Below are 17,547 nucleotides of genomic sequence, written 5' to 3'. Positions count from 1 at the left end.
CCGCTCCATCCTACATCGACCCCTGGATGTTCTTGGCTTCCCAGTAGTTGAATACGGGCCCGTCGATGCACACGTACTGGTGCCCGATCTGGCAATGGCCGCACTTGCCCATGCCGCATTTCATGTGGCGCTCGAAGCTCACGTAGATGTGGTCGTAGCTGATGCCCTTCTTGCGCATCTCGTCGATGGCGAACCGGTACATGATCGGCGGCCCGCACAGCGCCCCGAACGTGTTGGACGCGTCGATCTCCAAATGCTCGAACGGCTTGGTGACCAGGCCCACTTCCCCGTCCCACGTGTCGTCGGGATGGTCGACCGTCAGGTACAGGTCGAAGTCCTTGCGGTGGCGCCACATCTCGAACTGGCTGCGGAACATCACCTCGGAGGGGTTCTTCGACCCGTAGATGATGGTGACCTTGCCGAACTCGGAGCGCTCGTCGTGGATGTTGTTGATGAGCGAGCGCAGCGGCGCGATGCCGAGGCCGCCGGCCACGAGCAGGATGTCGTGGCCCTTCATGTCCTCGAACGGGAATCCGCGGCCGAAGGGGCCGCGAAGGCCCACGATGTCGCCGCACTGCATCTTGTGCAGCACCTCGGTGAAGCGCCCGGTGCGGCGCACGCACAGCTCGATGAAGCCGCGCTTGGACGGCGAGCTGGAGATGGAGATGGGCGCCTCGCCCACGCCGAAGATGGACACCTCGACGAACTGGCCCGGCTCGTGGGAGAACGCGTCGCGGATGCGCTCGTCGATGAGGCGGAACTCGAACAGCTTCTCCGTCTCGGTGAGGTCGATGATGGACGTGATGCGCGCCGGCCAGGGCCGGTACGGGTTCGCCGCCATCATCTCCGCGCCCGACAGGGGCGCCGCCTCGTCGAAGAACGGCTTGACCTGGACGGTGGACGCCGCGCAGCTACTGGGCATCGTCGGCCCCCTTCCTCTCGAAGAACTCGAGCACCTCGATGGGGTTGATGTTCGCCTTGCACGCTTTCACGCAGCGCCCGCAGCCCACGCACAGCATGCGGTCGTGGTTCGCGAGGAATCCGTTGAGCTTGTGGTACATGCGGTGTCGCACGCGGTTGCGCCCGTCGTCGCGGAAGTTGTGGCCGCCGGCCACCTGCGCGAACTGCGGTGCGGTGCACGCGTCCCACACGCGCTCGCGCCGCCCGGCGTCGCCGGAGGGGTCGAGCGTGTCCTGGATGTCGAAGCAGAAGCACGTGGGGCACACCGCCGAGCATGCCGTGCACGACAGGCAGCGGCCGCCCAGCTCCTCCCAGAACGGGTCCTTGTGGAACGCGTCCATGAGCATGGCCACGTCTTGGATGTCGGGGATGTCGCCGTTGAAGGCCTCCTGGCGCCGGCGCGTGGCGTGGCGGAACTCGATGCGGTCCTCGTCGGTGGCGACGCGCGGGTTGCACGCGGCCTCGAGGATGTTCGCCGCCTCGACGCTCGAGATGCTGACGAGGTACTTGTCGCCGATATCCTGCAGGAACAGGTCGTAGCCGAAGCGCGCCTCGTCGGCGCCCCACAGATGGCAGAAGCACGTCTCGGTCGGCGTGCAGCTCAAGCCCACGATGAGCGTGGCGTTGCGGCGGGCGACGTAGTAGGGATCGGGATAGCGCCCGTCCTTGAACACGAGGTCGAGGCGGTTCACCGCGTTGATGTCGCAGGCATGCGCGCCGAAGATGACGCGCGGCGTGATCTCGGAGGCGAAGTCCGTCACGCTGTTCGTGCGCGCGTCGAAGGACATGAGCGTCTCCTCGGGCGGCAGGAAGTACTTCTTGGGCGATGCCATGGTGGTGGGATAGCCGAGCTCGATGTCGTCGGGCGATTGGACGGCCTCGAACGCGTAACCCTGGTCGCGCTTGACCGGAGCCACCACCTCGTAGGTTTCCATGAACGCCGATACGAGCGCTGGCAACTCGGATGCATCGATGACACGATAGAGCATGCTCACATCCTTTTCTCGTCTAGTGTCCCGCGCCGCCCCACGGCGCGTTCGGCTCCGAAAAACAGAAAACGCGCCGTCGCTCGAGCGGAAGGCTCGTACGCGGCGGCGCGTTCGAAATGCAGCTTACGCGAAGAAGATGCCGATCTCGCGCTCAGCGGATTCCGGGGAATCAGAGCCGTGTATAACATTCTCATCCATAATGAGGCCGAAATCGCCGCGAATCGTGCCGGGGGCAGCTTCCGCCGGATTAGTGGCGCCCATGAGCGAGCGGCACTTCGCCACCGCACCGTCGCCGGACACGACCATCTTCACGACCGGGCCGCTGGTGATGTAGGAGATCAGGCCGTCGTAGAACGGCTTGCCCTCGTGCTCGGCGTAGTTGGCCTTCGCCTGCTCGTCGGTCACCATGCCCAGCTCCATGCGCTCGATCTTGAGGCCCGCGCGCTCGAAGCGGTTGACGATCTCGCCGACGTGGCCGTTGCGCACGCCGTCGGGCTTGATCATCGTGTAAGTCTTCTGCTCTGCCATGTTGTAGTGCCCTTTCTCTCTCTTTCGAGTACGAACGCTCTTGGGGTGACGCAGAAAACGGCCCCGTCGTCCCGCGCGTCGGCACGGGCGGCAGGGCCGCGCGAGTTAGTTCTGGCTCGGGGAGTAGATCTCGGCGTTCGAGACCTTCCACCCGATCATGTTGCGGACGAGGGACACCTTGAACTGTATGTCGCCGCCTTCGGCCGTCTTGGCCGTCACGTACACGGTGGAGTCGCTCATGGACTTGTCCATGCCGTCGATGACGGGACTGTCCACCAGATCGAGGATCTCGGTTATGGACGCGGCGTTGTCCTCGGTCACCTCGCTGGCGAACGCGGACTGCGGGTCGGTGAACAGCTGCTCCACCACCTGGTCCTGCGACGGGTAGCCCCAGCCCTGCGTGTACAGGAACACGACGGCGCCGAAGGCCACGAGCACGAGCAGGACGATGGTGACGAGGATCTTGAGGCCCACGTTGCGGCGCTTGCGATCCTGCTTGGCGAGGCCCTTCGACCACTGCTCGAGCTCTTCGTCGCTGGCGTTGAAGAAATGGTCCTCTGCGCCCGGGGCGCCGTAGGGGTTCGTCTGCGCCTGGGAGTACGGGTCGGCGTAGTAGTACGGGTCCTGGCCGCCCGCGTAGGGGTCCTGGTCGACATACACGGCCGTGCCGTCGGCGGCCACGTCGAGGCCCGACATGTCGGCCACCGGCGCGACCGGGGCCATCACCTGGGTCACCTCGGCCGTTCCCTGGGAAACGGCGGCGATGGCGCGCTGGTAGTCCACGCTGGCCGAGTCGCTGAGGAAGTACGTCTTGTCGGCGATGGACTCGTCGAAGGCGTTGACGGCCTTCTGCATCTGGCCGCTGGCCACGTAGGCCTGCCCGAGGTTCGCGTACAGCTTGTTGCGCGTGTCGGGCTGCATGTCGAACTGCAGCGCGCTCTCGTACGAGGCCACGGCGTCGGCCGGACGGTCGAGCGCCATGAAGCACACGCCGAGGTTGAGCAGCGCCTTCGTGGGATCGGGGTTCGCCTCGTCGAGCGCGGCCTCGCGGAAGGCCACGCCGGCCTCGGCCGACTTGCCCAGCTTCAGCAGCGCGTTGCCCATGCCCGCGTAGGCCTTGTACGAGGCGTCGTACTTGGCGTCGGACACGGCGATCTCGAAGTGCTTGACGGCGTCCTCGTAATCGTGCAGCGAGGCGTAGGCCATGCCGAGGTTGTAGTTCACCGCGCCGCACGCGTCGTAGGCCGCGTCGGCGGTGGCCTGCGTGTAGGCGTGGATGGCCTCGTTCGGGTTCTTGAGCTTGACCAGGCAGTTGCCGATCTGGTGGTAGAGCAGGCCCACCTCGCCGGGGGCGAGGGAGCTGCCCGCATCCTGCAAGCACTGCGTGTACGCCGCAAGGGCGCCTTGGAAGTCCTTGCGCGCGTACGCCGCACGGGCTTGCTGGAATAAGTCGTTGTTCATCTGCTTCCTTCGTATCTTCGCGGAATCGCCTCGGCGGCAAAGCCGCTATTCGGCGGCGTTCTCGATCTCGACGCTCTCGATCACATCGCCCACGCGCAGCTCGCCGATGACGTCCATGCCGTCGATGGTCTGGCCGAACACCGTGTAGCCCGAATCGAGCATGGGCTGGGCGCCCAGGCACAGGTAGAACTGCGAGCCGGCGGAGTTGGGATCCTGCGAGCGCGCCATGGCCAGCGAGCCGTCGAGGTGCTTGTTGTTGGGGTTCGTGGAGAACTCCTCCTTGATGGAGTAGCCCGGGCCGCCCGTGCCGAGGCCCGCGAACGGGTTGCCGGCCTTCTTCACGACCTCGTCGGAGGACAGGTCGCGCGTGTTCGGGCAGCCGCCCTGGATCACGAAGCCGGGGACGTGGCGATGGAACTTCAGGTCGTTGTAGAAGCCTTTGCGCGCCAGCTCGACGAAGTTGCCCACGTGGATGGGGGCGTCCTTGCCCGCCAGCTGCACGCGGATGGTGCCCTTCGACGTGGTGATGACGGCGATCTCGTCGCCGGTGGGCTGGTATTCCGGAGTGTACTGCGCCATAGGTCGGCTCCTTTTCGTTTGTTTGCTATCGTGCGCCCGCGCGAAACGGGGCGAAAGTATCGCATACAAGGGTGAAGTTTAGCAGGTCAAGCCCACCCAACCTGAAAAATCGTAGAACATCCACGGCATGATTCGACGCGAGAGCGCTTTGCGCGCGTCGGGACGTTCGCCGGCCGTCAACCGGCAAAACAAAGATGGTGCCCTTGACAGGATTCGAACCTGCGGCTTTCTGCTCCGGAGGCAGACGCTCTATCCCCTGAGCTACAAGGGCACGGTGGAGGAGATTATACGCTATCATGGGCGAAACGGAAAAACAAAATCAAGATTTGGGCGTATTCAATGGAAGAAATCATAACGATAGACCGGATGGGCTACGGCGCGCAGGCCGTCGGCCGCCTCGACAACGGCAAAACCGTGTTCGTGGAAGGCGGTGCGCCCGGCGACGTGGCCGCCGTCGAGATCGTCGAGGACAAGCCGACGTTCGCCCGCGCGCGCATCGCGCGGCTCGAGGAGGCGTCGCCCCTGCGCGCGAAGCCGCGCTGCGAGGCGGGTGCGACCTGCGGCGGCTGCCCCTGGCAGCACCTGGCCTACGACGCGCAGCTCGACGCGAAGCGCGCCAACGTGGTGGCGGCCCTCGAGCGCACGGCGAAGCTCGACCACGAGCGCGCCGAGGAGCTCGTGCGCGCCTGCCTGCCGAGCAAGCGGCAGTGGGGCTACCGCAACAAGCTGGAGCTGGGCGCTGCGTTCGACGAGCGCGGCACGTTCCAACTGGGGTTCCACCGCGAGGGCACGCACGACATCGCCTCCCCCGGCATCTGCCCGCTGGCCCACGACGCCATCGCGAAGGCGCCCAAGGCGCTGCGCGGCGCGCTGAAGTTCGCGCAGGGGTCGGCCGACCTCGGCATCTTCCGCGTGGGGGTGCGCCACAGCCTGCGCACGGGCGACCTCGAGGTGGCCCTGTGGACGAACCCCGGCTCGTTCCCGCGCGGCCACATCGCGAAAACCGTCAAGAGCGCCGTCAAGGCGTCGAGCATCGTGCGCGTCATGGCCGACCCCGGCAAGGCCCGCAAGATCAAGGGCGTGGAGACGCTCGACGGCAAGGGCTGCTGGGAAGAGCAGCTGGGCAGCGCCCGCTACCTGGCCAGCGCGCCGTCATTCTTCCAGGTGAACACCGCGCAGGCCGAGAAGCTGGTCGCGTGCGTGATCGAGGGGCTGGGAGGGCGCATGGCCGAGGACGGCCCCGAGGGCCTCGACGACCTGCTGATCGCCGACCTGTACGCGGGCGGGGGCACGTTCTCGGTGCCGCTCGCGCAGGCGGGCGCCGAGGTGCTGGCCGTGGAGGCCGCCGGCTCGTCGGTGCGCGACCTGCGGCGCAACGCCGATCTGAACCGCGTGGACGTCGAGGTGATCGGCGGCGACGCGGCGCGCGAGCTGCCCGAGCTGGGCGACCTCGACGCGCTCGTGGTGGACCCGCCGCGCGCGGGGCTGGCCGACGGCGTGGTGGAGAGCATCGCCGCCGCCGAGCCGACGCGCGTGGCCTACGTCAGCTGCGACCCGGCCACCTGGGCCCGTGACGTCGCGCGCTTCGAAGCCTGCGGCTACCGCCTGGAGAGCGTGCAGCCCGTCGACCTGTTCCCGCAAACCTACCATGTCGAAGTGGTCAGCATTTTCGCGCGCCTCGAGCGGCGCGCACGAAAGGAGCGCCCATGATCCTGTCCGACGCCACCATCGAATGCCTCATCGCCGAGGGCGGCCTCGCCATCGAGCCGCTCGAGCCGGGGCAGATCCAGCCGGCCAGCGTGGACATCCGCCTGGGAGACACGTTCAGCATCGTCGAGGACACGCCGAGCGGCATCGTCGGGCTCGAGGACGAGATCGCCTACAAGACGATCCGCACCGACCGCTACATCCTGCTGCCGGGCCAGTTTGTGCTGGCCACCACCATGGAGTACGTGCGCCTCGGCGCCGACTTGACGGCCTTCGTGGAAGGGCGCAGCTCGCTCGGGCGCATGGGGCTGTTCGTGCAGAACGCCGGCTGGGTGGACCCCGGCTTCGAGGGCGAGATCACGCTCGAGCTGTTCAACGCGAACCGCTGCGCGCTCGAGCTGCGCACGGGCCGGCGCGTGGGCCAGCTCGTGTTCGCCCAGCTCGACGAGGCGGCGAAGAACCCGTACGACGGCAAGTACCAGGGCCAGCGCGGCGCGACGGGCTCGCGCGTGTTCCTCGATCCGGAGGCGGCGCGCTAACGCGCTGTCGCCCGCGCGCCCCGGACGCCTCCGCGACGCGCGGCCGCCCGGGCTATTCGATGTCCGAGAGGATCTCGCCGGGCTGGTCGCCCGCGTCGAGGAACCTCTTGCGGGTGACGAAGTTCCACACCACGACGATGAACGTGGCGCCGATCTTCACGAGCAGGTAGTGCGCGCCCAGCAGCTCGACGCCCGCCCACATGCAGCCGTTGTTGATCAGAAGGCCGATCACCGACAGCACGACGAAGATGACGAACTCGCGCCGGCGGCTCATGCCCTCCTTGTGGGTGAACACGTAGCGCATGGACGCCACGTAGTTGAACACGACCGAGGCCGTGAACGAGATGGTGGCGCTCACGAGGTAGTTCACGCCGAACGCCTCGGTGAGCAGGGCCAGAAGGCCGTAGTCGATGACGAATGCGATGACGCCCACCACGCCGAACTTCATGATCTGAGCAATGAGCTTCTTCACCGCGCGTCCTTTCGCCCTACGCTCCCCCGCCCCGGGGCCGCTCCCTCAAAAACCCGTCTATTGTGGCATATACGAGGCGGATATCAAGGGGTTTGCTCAGATGGCCATCCATTCCGCTCATGCGGCTGCGCTCCTCGTCCTCGACGAACGCGTTGGCCGTCATGGCGATGATGGGCACCGTGCGCGCGTCGTCGCGGTCGAGCGCGCGGATGACGCGCGTCGCCTCGTAGCCGTCCATCTCGGGCATCTGGATGTCCATGAGGATGAGGTCGACGGATCCCGGGCGCGACCGCTCGAACACGCGCACGGCCTCGGCGCCCGTGGACACCGCCACCACCTCGGCCCCGGTCATGACGAGCACCTCGGTGGCGATCTCGCGGTTGAGCTCGTTGTCCTCGGCGATGACGATCTGCTTGCCGGAGAAGTCGTAGGCGTCGTCCGCGTCCGCCTGCAACGGGCGGCTCAGGCCGAACGCCCCGTCGCGGCCCGCGGGCCCCTCGCCTGCGGCGGCGCGGCCGAAGGGGATGTCCACCGTGAACGTCGACCCCTTCCCCACCTCGCTTGCGAGCGCGATGGAGCCGCCCATCATCTCGGCGAACCGCTTCGTGATGGCGAGGCCGAGGCCCGTGCCGCCCCGCATGCGGGAGGCGTCGTCGCCCTGCTCGAACGACGAGAAGATCCGCTCGCGGTTCTCCGGCTCGATGCCGCATCCCGTGTCCGTCACCGAGAAGCGCAGCCAGACGGGGTCGTCGCCGCGCCCGGCGTCGTCGTCCGGTCGCGCGGGCAGCTCCTCGATGCGCAGCGTGACGCTTCCCCCGCACGGCGTGAACTTGAACGCGTTGCCCACGAGGTTGTAGATGATCTGGTTCAGCCGCAGCCCGTCGCCGACGAGCAGCGACGGCAGCGCGCCCGCCTCTTCCGTCTCGTAGCGGATGCCCTGCTCGAGCGCCTGCGTGCCGAACACGGCGTTGAGCGATCCCACGAACGCGGCGAAGTCGAACGTCTCGCGCTTGATGTCGATCTTGCCGCTTTCGATCTTGCTCATGTCGAGGATGTCGTTGATGAGCGCCATGAGGTGCTCGGACGTCACGTCGATCTTCTCGAGGCAGGCGCGCGTCTTCTCCTCGTCGTGCGCGTGCTCCAGCGCGATGGCGGTCATGCCCATGATGCCGTTCATCGGCGTGCGTATCTCGTGGGACATGCGCGAGAGGAACTCGCTTTTCGCCAGGCTGGCGCGCCGCGCTTCCTCCGAGGCGCGCTCGGCGCGGTCCTTCTCGTCGGAAAGGAGGCGCGTGTTGCGTTTGACCAGCCGATAGTAGATCAGGAAGAAGATGACGATGACCGCCACGATCATGGTGGCCATGAGGACGGCGTTCTGCATGAGCACCTTGCTGAGGCCCGCGATGTCCTCGTCCACCACGCCGTAGGGCATCGCGGTGCACAGGTACCAGTCCTGGTTGTCCATCGGCCGGAAGTACAGGTACTCGTGATGGTCTTTGTACCAGAAGGGAAGGAGGAACGAGTCGCCCTCGTCCACGGCCTCGCGGACCTGGTCCATGGTGAAGCCGTCGTCGAGGCGCGCGGTCGCCTCGAGCGCGTCGAACAGGTTGTCGCCGTTGCACAGCCCCTCGGCGTCGCACCCGGCGATGCAGGTGCCGTCGAAGCCGATGACGCTCGACCGCGAGCTGCCCTTGATCAGATCGAGGTTGAGCCTTCCGGAGATGATGTTCACGTCGTAACCGGCAACCACCGCGGTGAAGGTCACGTCTCCGCAGGTGACGGGGTCGAAGGCATCGACGAGCGCGATCGTCCCGTCGTAGAGCATCACGTCGTGCCCGCTGGCGTCGCGATACGACAGCGACAGGTCGCCGCGGGCGGCGTCGTCGTCCGAGGCGGCGGCCACGCCGCGGGCGGTGTAGTAGCGCCCGTCGTTGCCGCGCAGCGCGAGGTAGGCGTACTCCTCGTCGTCGGCCTCCATGCAGGCGAGGAAGTCCCGCACCTCGTCGAGGTCGGCGGGCTGGTAGAGCGAAAGCGAGCTGCCCACGGTGTCGATCTGGCAGAACTTGCCGTCGATGCCGGTGTTGAAGTGGGCGATGACCTGATCGCTGAGCTCCTGCAAGTACACTTCGCTCATCGTCTCCACCGCGGCGGACGTCGCCTCGCGCGACGACACCACCGTGTAGACGAGCGCGATCAGGAGCGTGAGGACGAGCACGACCACGACAAGCGCAATGCGCCGCCGCTCGCGCGAGCGGGTAATCAATTCCATCGGGAGGACGCCCCTCTTCCTATCGTAGCGGGCGCTCCCCATTGTAACAGGAGGTTCAGGGCGCAATATTACCGGTCGAAAACGGCTTCCTTACCGCGTTTCATCTGGAAAACAACGGAGCCGTCTGGCGCTGGCCTGCCGTTTCGAGTAGGATGATTCTCACCTATACAGAACCGAGGAGTGATTCGTGGATCAGAAGAACGATACGCCGCGCGACGCTGCAAGCGCCGGCACCGTCGCCGTGCTCATCCCCTGCTACAACGAGGCCGTCACCATCGGCAAGGTCGTCGACGACTTCAAGCGCGTGCTGCCCGAGGCGACCGTGTACGTCTACGACAACAACTCCTCCGACGGCACCGCGCAGATCGCCCGCGAGCACGGCGCCGAGGTGCGCGCCGAGCGCCGCCAGGGCAAGGGCAACGTGGTGCGCCAGATGCTGCGCGACATCGACGCCGACTACTACGTCATGGTGGACGGCGACGACACCTACCCCGCCGAGTCCGCGCCCGCGCTGCTGGCGCCGCTCATGGCCGACGAGGCCGACATGGCGGTGGGCGACCGCCTGTCCAACGGCACCTACGGCGAGGAGAACGACCGCGCCTTCCACGGCTTCGGCAACGACCTCGTGCGCACGCTCATCAAGTGGATCTACGGCTTCGAGTTCTCCGACGTCATGACCGGCTACCGCGCATTCAACGCCGTGTTCGCCAAGACCATGCCGGTGCTGTCGCCGGGCTTCGAGATCGAGACGGAGCTGTCCATCCACGCCGTGGACAAGCGCTGGCGCATCGCCGAGGTGGCAATCGACTACCGCGACCGCCCCGAGGGCTCGGAGAGCAAGCTCAACACGTTCTCGGACGGCATGAAGGTGCTCGGCATGATCATGTCGCTGTTCAAGGACTACCGCCCGCTGGCGCTGTTCAGCTGGCTCGCGCTTCTGTTCTGCGTGCTGGGCCTCGTGGCCGGCATCCCCGTCATCTGGGAGTTCGCGGCGACCGGCCTCGTGCCGAAGCTGCCCTCGGCGCTGCTGGCCGTGGCGCTGGTGTTCGTGGGCATCCTCGCGTTCGCGAGCGGCCTCATCCTGGACACCGTGGTCAAGGGCACCCGCAAGGAGTACGAGCTGCAGGTGACGCAGGCCTACGAGCGCTACGGGAGGAACGGCCGGGCGTGATCGTGCAAACGAGGGGCGGGATCGCTGTATGGATGCCCGCTACGCACTCCCCGATCCGCACCCCTCTCACGGCCCGTATCCTAGCAAACAAGCGGGAAAATATGCAGTCGTGATTTATGACTTTCTTCCTGAGAGAATTAAAGGTTCGGAACGTTTTACCTGATAGGGGTGTCGTAATGTAGCTTTCCGGTTACATGATAGCACAGCGGGATCGACGAGGGGCTCGCCCGGGCCAAACGCATATGCGCGCAGGCTCTGCGTGCGACGGCCAATCGGCGCTACCTGATGCAAAATCGGGTTTCCGACAGCGTTTCCCTGCACCGGCTGCCATTCGGAACGTTCCGGCGTTGCACGAGCCGGCGCACAGCCGCGCGCAGCGCACAGGGGCGATGCCCCCCCCCCCCGTTCGAGCTACCCCTCCCGCGCTTGCAGGATGCGGGCGGCCAGCTCGTCGCGGTCGGCGGCGGCGAAGCGGTACCGCACCGTCTGCACATCGCCGCCCTCGGCATGCTCGACGCGCGCGAAGCGCAGCTCGACCTCCGCGCACCCCTGCGACAGCAGCGCGTAGGCGTAGCATTGCGCCTGCAGGAGGTGCTTGTCCCTCAGCGCATCCGGCAGCTCGTCGTCGCTGCCGCCGGTCTTGTAGTCCACGACGAGGGCGCGGGCGCCGCCGAGTTCCGGGCCGTCGGTGCACAGCAGGTCGATCTCGCCTTCCATGAGCGCATCGGCCAGGCGCACGGCGAACGGCACCTCCGCGCGGCACAGCCGCCAGGAGCGCGCGTCGGCGCACGTCGCGCTGGCGAACCAGCGCGCGCATGCGTCGGCCAGGCGCGCGCGCTGATCGGCCGTGAGGCCGTAGGCCGCCGCGAGCGCGGCGAGGCGCTCCGGGCCCGGCTCGCGCCCCGTCTCGACGGCCAGCTGCGCCGCCCGGTGGAAGGCGCTGCCGAGATCCGTCGCCTTGTCGGCATCCGCCGCGCGGGGCGCGTCGTCGTCCGGCGCGAGCGTCGGGTTCGGGGCGATGGACGAGTACGAGAATGCGCCCGCGCGCGCGGCGCTCCACGCGAAGCGGGCCGGCGCGGGCGCGTCGTCCACGACGGGCACGAAGAACCGGGCGGGTTCCGCGGCGGCGGCGCCCTGGTCGGCCGGCTCTTCCGGCGCCTGCACGAGGATGCGCTCGAAGCGCGCCGGCGCGGTGCCGCCGTACGCGAGCTCGGAGTCGCCCTCGGGGAAGTCGCCCGAACCGCACAGCGCGCTGCGGATGTCGTCCACGAGCGGCGCGTAGGTCGGGGGCTTGCCCGCGGCGGGGGCCTTCGCGTCCATCGCCACGACGAGCGCCTCGCTCGCGCGCGTGAGGCCCACGTAGAGCTTGCGGCGCGCCTCGGCCAGCTCCTCGTCGGCGGCGCGCCGGGCGAGCTGGGCGCGGTAGGCCGCCTGCGTGCACGACGGCGCGCCGGGCGCGCAGCCGGAGACGTCCGCGCCCTCGACGTAGCGCCGCGCCGCGAGCGCGCCGGCGTCGTCCGCATCGTCGCCGGCGGAAGCCGACACGCCCGAACGCTTCGCCAGCTGCGGGAACGCTTCGAGCGACCCCGCGGGAGCGAGCGAGGCACGCGCGACGGGGCCGCACGTCTCCACGAGCAGCTTGCCGCTGCCGACGCGCGCGTCGGCGAAGTCGGCCAGCGCCACGATGGGGAACTCGAGGCCCTTCGAGGCGTGGATGGTCATGATCTTCACCACGTCGCCGCCGGCCCCCGACAGCGCGCCGGGAGCCTCCTTCAGCCCCACGGCCAGCTCGTCGGCCAGGGCGCGCGCCGTCGAGGCCAGGCCCAGATGGCGCTCGGACTCGAGGTTCTCGATGAGCCGGATGGCCTTCAGCACGTTCGCGGCGCACGCCGTGCCGACCGCGCCCGCCTCCTCGAGCCGCGCCATCCATCCCGAGCGCACCACGGCGTCGCGCACCACGTCGGCCACCGGCCGCGTGCGCGCCTCGGCGCTCGCGCGGTCGAGCAGCCGCACGGCGTGGGCGAGCCGCGGCGGCAGGTCGCCGGCCTGCGCCGCGAGCCAAGCGAAGCCGCGGTCGAGGTCGCGGCGGCGCACGCACCCGGTCTCGGGATCCTCCTCGGTGGAAAGCGCGAGGAAGTCGTCGGCCGAGAGCCGCACCATGTCGCTGGTCAGCACCTCGAACAGCGCGGCGGTGTTCGCCGGGTTCGCGAGCGCCTCCACGAACCGCGCCACCACGCGCACCTCGGGCGCCGACGCGAACAGCGACCCGCCCGTCACCACGCACTCGAAGCCCTCGGCGCGCAGCGCCTCGGCGTACACGCCCGCACGGCTCATCTTCCCCAGCAGCACCACCATGTCGCCGGGCGCGTGGCCGTCCTCGCGCAGCGCGGCGAAGCGCCGGGCGATGGCCTCGGCCCCGGCGCGCTTCACGTCGGCCGTGCGCACCCCGGTGCCGCGGCCCGCGGGCTGCAGCGACAGCACGAGGTCGATGCGCGGCGCGCGGCCCCGGTAGCGCGATGCGCGGCGCTCGTTCGGGGCGAGCGACATGAACGCGTCGCCGAACACCGTGGGCTGCTCGAACACGCGGTCGACGAACGACAGCACGTCGCCGTGGCTGCGGAAGTTCTTCGTGAGCTCGACGTAGAGCGCGCCCACCTCGTCGGCGCGCATCGCGCGCTTGTGCGCCTCGTACACGTTCACGTCGGCGCCGCGGAAGCGGTAGATGGACTGCTGCGCGTCGCCCACCGTGCACAGATGCGCGCACCTCGGTCCGGCCAGGCGCGCGATCATGTCGATCTGCAGCTGGCTCGTGTCCTGGAACTCGTCCACCATCACGAGTTTGAAGCGGTCCTCGTAGCGGGCGGCGATGTCGGGATGGCGCTCGAACGCGTCGAGCGTCCGCACGAGCAGGTCGTCGTTGTCGAGCTTGCACGCCGCGCGCTTCGCGCCCTCGTAGCGGGCGGTCACCTCGCGGGCGAGCCTCGCCAGCTCGGCAGACAGCGGGTACGCCAGCGCGAGGGCGATGCCCTGGGCCACGCGCGCGTGCACGGCCTGGTACGCCTTGACCTCCGCTTTCACGGCCGCGCCGCCGAAGGTGCACGGCAGGTAGGCGCAGCCGTCGACCACGGCCGCCAGCGCGCGCGCGTCGTCCGCCGCGGACGCGTCGGCCAGAAACGCGCCGAGCGCCTCCACCGCGTCGGCCGCCTGGGCCCGCGCCCGCTCGGCCGACGCGCTCTTCCCCGCCTGCTCGAGCGCGGGCAGCACCCCCTCGTACGCCAGCAGCAGCTCGCGCGCGAGCGCCGACGCCTGCGCCGGCGGCGGTCCGAAGTCCAGCGCGTCGAGGCCGCCGCGCAGGCCCACCGCCTTGTCGAGCAGGGCCTGCAGCATGGAAGCCACCGACGGCGCGAGCGGCATCGCCGAGCGCGCCGGGTACTCGTCGAACAGCGCGGCGTACGAGCCGCGCGCGATGATGTCGTTGTCCTCGCCGAGCGCGCCGTCGATGGCGTCGGCGATGAGGTCGGCGCGCTCGGCGTCGCCCATGATGCCGAAAGCCGGGTCGATCCCCAGGTCGAGCGCATGGGCGCGCAAGATGCGGGCGCACATGCCGTGGATGGTGGAAATCCAGGCGCCGTCGACGCGCAGCGCCTCCTCGGCCAGGCCCTCGGCGCGCAGCGTGCGCTTGACGCGCGCCTTGATCTCGGCCGCGGCCTTCTCGGTGAACGTGATGGCCAGCACCTCGTCGATGCTCGACACCGCCGGCCCGCTCTCGGGCAGCAGCGCGTAGGCGATGCGCTGCGTGAGCGTGAACGTCTTGCCCGAGCCGGCGCCGGCCGACACGAGCAGCGGGCCGCGCACGTGCTCGATGCTCTGGCGCTGGCCGGGCGTGCAGGTGGCGAGGTTCATAGCGCGCGCCTCCTCTCGCAGGCGAGCACGGGGCAGTAGCCGCAGGGGTCGGTCCCGCGCGGGTCGGGGCCGATGCAGCCGCCGGCCAGCGTGCGCACGGCCTCGCCGATGCGCTCCTCCACCGCGTCCACGAGCTCGCCGAACGACGAGACGCCCAGCGCCTCGCCCGCCGGCCCCGGCACGCCGCAGCGCTCGACGTCGATGCCCGGCACGTCCCGCTCGCCGAGGACCGCGCGGTCGAGCGCGCCGGCCACTCGACGGTCGCGCCCGTACGACACGTACAGCGCGCCCACGACGTCGAGTCCGAGCACCTTGCGCGCCACCTGGGCGTACATGAGCGTCTGCACCTTGTGAGGCAGCAGCGCGCCGGCCGCCTGCGCGGCGGGCGACGCCGAATCCAGCGCGTAATCGCCGCTGAGCGAGCCCTTGTAGTCTATGACCACCGCCTGGCCGGCCCCGTTCACGTCGATGCGGTCCACGCTGCCGCGCAGCAGGCAGCCCGCGTACGGGAACGGCTCGCTCGAGCCGAAGTCGAACTCGAAGCGCGTCGGCTCGAAGCCCGGCAGCAGCAGCGCCTCGCGATCGAGGAACGCGACGAGCTTCTTCTTCAGGTCGTTCGTCTCGGCCTGCTCGAACGCGGTGCGCGGGATGAGCGGGTTGGCGGAGCGCTTGAGCCTGCGCTGCGACTCCAGATGGCGGTCGAACGTCTCGCTCAGCAGCGCGCGGGCCTCGGGCAACGCGGCGGCCTCCACCTTCGCGCAGCCGGCGGCGCGGAAGCGCTCGTAGAAGCTGCGCAGCACGTTGTGGGAGAAGCTCCCCATCTCGAGCGGGCCGAACCCGGCGTCCGGCTCCGACAGGCGCAGGCGGCGCAGGGCGAACCACTTGTAGGGGCATTCGAGGTAGCTCTCCAGCGCCGACGGCGACAGCGCCAGCGGCGCGTCGGCGCCGAGCAGCCCCTCGCGCGGCGAACGCGGCAGCACGATGCGCGGGCGCTGCGCGGGCGACACCGCGCCCGCGGCGGGGAGCTCCCACGACAGCGTGGGAAGGACGCCGCCCGCGCGTCCCCACACGCCGGCGCACGCGAGCGCGAGGTTGTCGTGCAGGGCGTCCTCCCCCGCCTGCGCCGCGAACGGCGCGAGCGCGGCGGGAAGCCCCGTCGCGCGGTCGTCGCCGTCGCCGTCGTCGCCCGCCGCGCGGTAGCAGTCGAGCAGCTCCTCGTACATCACCGCCGGGTACGCCTCGTCGGCGTCCACCGTGTTCAGCACGCGCTCGCACACCACCGCGTCGCGCGCCGTCGAGAGCGCGCGGAAGAACCGGCGGCGCGCGTCGGCCAGCGCGTCCGCGGGCCGGTCGAGGCCGAGCTTCCCCATCAGCAGCGTGCCCCCGTCCTCGACGGCGCGCACCGGGTAGGCGCTCGCCGAGAGGTCGCACAGCACGAGCGTGCAGCACGAGCACGAGGGGCGCTCGGCCGCGTCCGCCAACGACATGAACAGCGCCTCGGGCTCCGCGTCCCCGTCGACACCCGCGCGGGCGCCGGCGGAGACCGGCGTGCGCTCCAGCAGCGCCGTCGCCTCGGCGAACGCCGTGCCCGTGCGGGCGCACGAAGCCGCGAAGGCGCGGGCGCGCGATGCCGCCGCCAGCTGCTCGGCGCGAAAGGCCGGATCGAGGTCGACGCGGGCGCGCAGGCGCCCCTCGAGGCTCGCAAGCGCCCCGTCCACGTCGCCGGCCGCGAGCGCCGCGAGAACCTCGGCTGCCGCCTCGCTCTCGCGGGAGAGGTCGGCGACGATGCGCTCGCGCTCCACCGTGCGGTCGCCGCGCCACGCGGCGTCCAGCTCGCAGGCCGTGCGCCGCCCGATGCCCGAGAAGGGGCCGAACGCGAAGTCCGACGCCTGCGCGATGCGCCACGCGCCGTGCATGAACGAGTGGAGGGCCAGGAAGGAGCGGCCAAACGCGGTGTCGGCGAACGGGCGGGCCGCCTCCGCCGCCGACGTCACGCCCCGCTCGCAGAGCGCGTCCGCCACCTCGTCGAACAGCGCGCGCGCATCGCGCGCCGCAACCGCCACGGGCAGCGCGGCGCGCCCCTCGGCGGCCGCGCGCGAGCGCTCGTCGAGCACCGCCTGCGCCACCGCGCCCGCCACGAGCGCCGGCGCGGCGTAGCGCCCCGCCGGCAGCAGGAAGCGCACGCGCCCCGTCGGCTCCAACGGCGCGGCAGCCGCCGGCTTGAACAGCCGCGCCAGCAGCCCTTGCAGCTCGGGCGCGCGCTCCGCCGACGCGGACGGCGCGCGGCAGCCGTCGTCGAGGCGCACGACGTCCGCCCGCTGCGCGAGCGCGGCGATCATGCGGTCGTCGGCGTAGCCCAGCTCGTCGAACCCGGCCAGCACGAGCGGTTCCGCGGCGCCCGCCGCCGCAAACGCCGCGGGCAGCCAGGCCGCCGCCTGCGACGACTCGCACAGGCCGCCCTCGGCCAGCAGCTCCGCGTAGCGCCCGAGCACCGCGAGCGCGTCGCGCTCGGCCGGGCTGAGCCCGGCAACCGCGGCGCCCGGCGCCTCCAGCAGGTACGGCAGCGCCTCGCGCGCCAGGCGCGCGAGCACGTCGACGGTGCCCGGGGTGGCGTCGAGGGCCGTGCGGTCGGCCTCCAGGCAGGCGCGGCGCACCAGCAGCGCGCGCTCGGACGACGCGACGATGCGGCGGCCGTCGCCGAACAGGTCCCAGCGATCCCGCACCCACGACGCGGGCGTCTCCACCCGCACGCCGAGCGCGCAGGGGCTTTCCGCGAAGGCGCGGCGCGCTCGCGACGCCGCAGCAGGGCTCGGCACCAGCAGCACGGGAACGCGCCCCGCGGCGCGCTGGGCGCCCAGATGGTCGCGGGCCGCTTCGAGCACGGCGTCCGCATGGTCGAGTATGTAGCGATGGAGGGGCATGGCGCCTATTGTACTCGCACACCGCACAAACGTGCGCTACAATGGCCG

General features: G+C 69.9%; 12 protein-coding genes and 1 tRNA gene. 3 read left to right on the top strand and 10 right to left on the bottom strand.

All coding sequences use genetic code 11. From position 1 onward, the window contains the following. Window positions 1-10: 10 nt before the first annotated feature. The 6 genes from GS424_RS06585 to GS424_RS06560 all read right to left on the bottom strand — a co-directional run bounded on the left by GS424_RS06585 (window position 11) and on the right by GS424_RS06560 (window position 4,788). Entirely contained in the window at window positions 11-922 is a 912-nt protein-coding gene (locus tag GS424_RS06585; RefSeq protein WP_160943268.1) for an FAD/NAD(P)-binding protein, read from the bottom strand. Continuing rightward, window positions 912-1,949 carry a 4Fe-4S dicluster domain-containing protein gene (locus GS424_RS06580; protein WP_154334509.1) on the bottom strand — a complete coding sequence of 346 codons (1,038 nt, stop codon included), beginning with the start codon at window positions 1,947-1,949 and terminating at the stop codon, window positions 912-914. The genes GS424_RS06585 and GS424_RS06580 overlap by 11 nt, the downstream gene beginning before the upstream one ends. Before the next feature lie 123 nt (window positions 1,950-2,072). After that, window positions 2,073-2,477: a nucleoside-diphosphate kinase gene (ndk, locus tag GS424_RS06575; RefSeq protein ID WP_154334510.1), complete on the bottom strand. Its 405-nt coding sequence runs from the start codon at window positions 2,475-2,477 to the stop codon at window positions 2,073-2,075. Between the two features lie 105 nt (window positions 2,478-2,582). Further along, window positions 2,583-3,938 carry a tetratricopeptide repeat protein gene (locus GS424_RS06570; RefSeq protein ID WP_154334511.1) on the bottom strand — a complete coding sequence of 452 codons (1,356 nt, stop codon included), beginning with the start codon at window positions 3,936-3,938 and terminating at the stop codon, window positions 2,583-2,585. Between the two features lie 45 nt (window positions 3,939-3,983). Further along, complete coding sequence (locus GS424_RS06565) at window positions 3,984-4,517, bottom strand: peptidylprolyl isomerase (protein WP_154334512.1); 534 nt, start codon at window positions 4,515-4,517, stop codon at window positions 3,984-3,986. Between the two features lie 195 nt (window positions 4,518-4,712). Then, window positions 4,713-4,788: transfer RNA gene (locus GS424_RS06560), tRNA-Arg, on the bottom strand. A gap of 68 nt (window positions 4,789-4,856) precedes the next feature. On the opposite strand from GS424_RS06560, the gene rlmD reads away from it, so the two are divergent. Next, the gene (rlmD, locus tag GS424_RS06555; RefSeq protein ID WP_160943267.1) at window positions 4,857-6,227 is read left to right on the top strand and encodes a 23S rRNA (uracil(1939)-C(5))-methyltransferase RlmD; all 1,371 of its coding nucleotides are present in this window, start codon (window positions 4,857-4,859) and stop codon (window positions 6,225-6,227) included. Beyond that, the gene (gene dcd, locus GS424_RS06550) at window positions 6,224-6,763 is read left to right on the top strand and encodes a dCTP deaminase (protein WP_160943266.1); all 540 of its coding nucleotides are present in this window, start codon (window positions 6,224-6,226) and stop codon (window positions 6,761-6,763) included. Before rlmD ends, dcd begins: the two co-directional genes overlap by 4 nt. Window positions 6,764-6,815: 52 nt before the next feature. On the opposite strand, the gene GS424_RS06545 is transcribed toward dcd, so the two are convergent. Together GS424_RS06545 and GS424_RS06540 are read right to left on the bottom strand one after the other, a co-directional pair. Beyond that, on the bottom strand, window positions 6,816-7,235 hold the full coding sequence (locus GS424_RS06545) for a GtrA family protein (RefSeq protein ID WP_160943265.1): 420 nt from the start codon (window positions 7,233-7,235) through the stop codon (window positions 6,816-6,818). 16 nt (window positions 7,236-7,251) lie between these two features. Beyond that, window positions 7,252-9,504 carry an ATP-binding protein gene (locus GS424_RS06540; protein WP_244977695.1) on the bottom strand — a complete coding sequence of 751 codons (2,253 nt, stop codon included), beginning with the start codon at window positions 9,502-9,504 and terminating at the stop codon, window positions 7,252-7,254. Window positions 9,505-9,691: 187 nt separating this feature from the next. On the opposite strand from GS424_RS06540, the gene GS424_RS06535 reads away from it, so the two are divergent. Next, window positions 9,692-10,675, top strand: a complete 984-nt coding sequence (locus GS424_RS06535) for a glycosyltransferase family 2 protein (RefSeq protein ID WP_160943263.1) — start codon at window positions 9,692-9,694, stop codon at window positions 10,673-10,675. 411 nt (window positions 10,676-11,086) lie between these two features. Here the strand turns inward: GS424_RS06535 and GS424_RS06530 are convergent, their stop codons facing one another. Both GS424_RS06530 and GS424_RS06525 read right to left on the bottom strand, forming a co-directional pair. After that, window positions 11,087-14,578, bottom strand: coding sequence for a UvrD-helicase domain-containing protein (locus GS424_RS06530; RefSeq protein ID WP_160943262.1), 3,492 nt, complete (start codon window positions 14,576-14,578; stop codon window positions 11,087-11,089). Continuing rightward, window positions 14,575-17,499, bottom strand: a complete 2,925-nt coding sequence (locus GS424_RS06525) for a PD-(D/E)XK nuclease family protein (protein ID WP_160943261.1) — start codon at window positions 17,497-17,499, stop codon at window positions 14,575-14,577. Before GS424_RS06525 ends, GS424_RS06530 begins: the two co-directional genes overlap by 4 nt. Window positions 17,500-17,547: the final 48 nt, after the last annotated feature.

The sequence above is a fragment of the Eggerthella guodeyinii genome, assembly GCF_009834925.2.
In the GTDB taxonomy this organism is placed as follows: Bacteria; Actinomycetota; Coriobacteriia; order Coriobacteriales; family Eggerthellaceae; genus Eggerthella; species Eggerthella guodeyinii.
The sequence above is the reverse complement of the archived record's forward strand: the minus strand, read 5'-3'. Positions and strand labels throughout refer to the sequence as shown.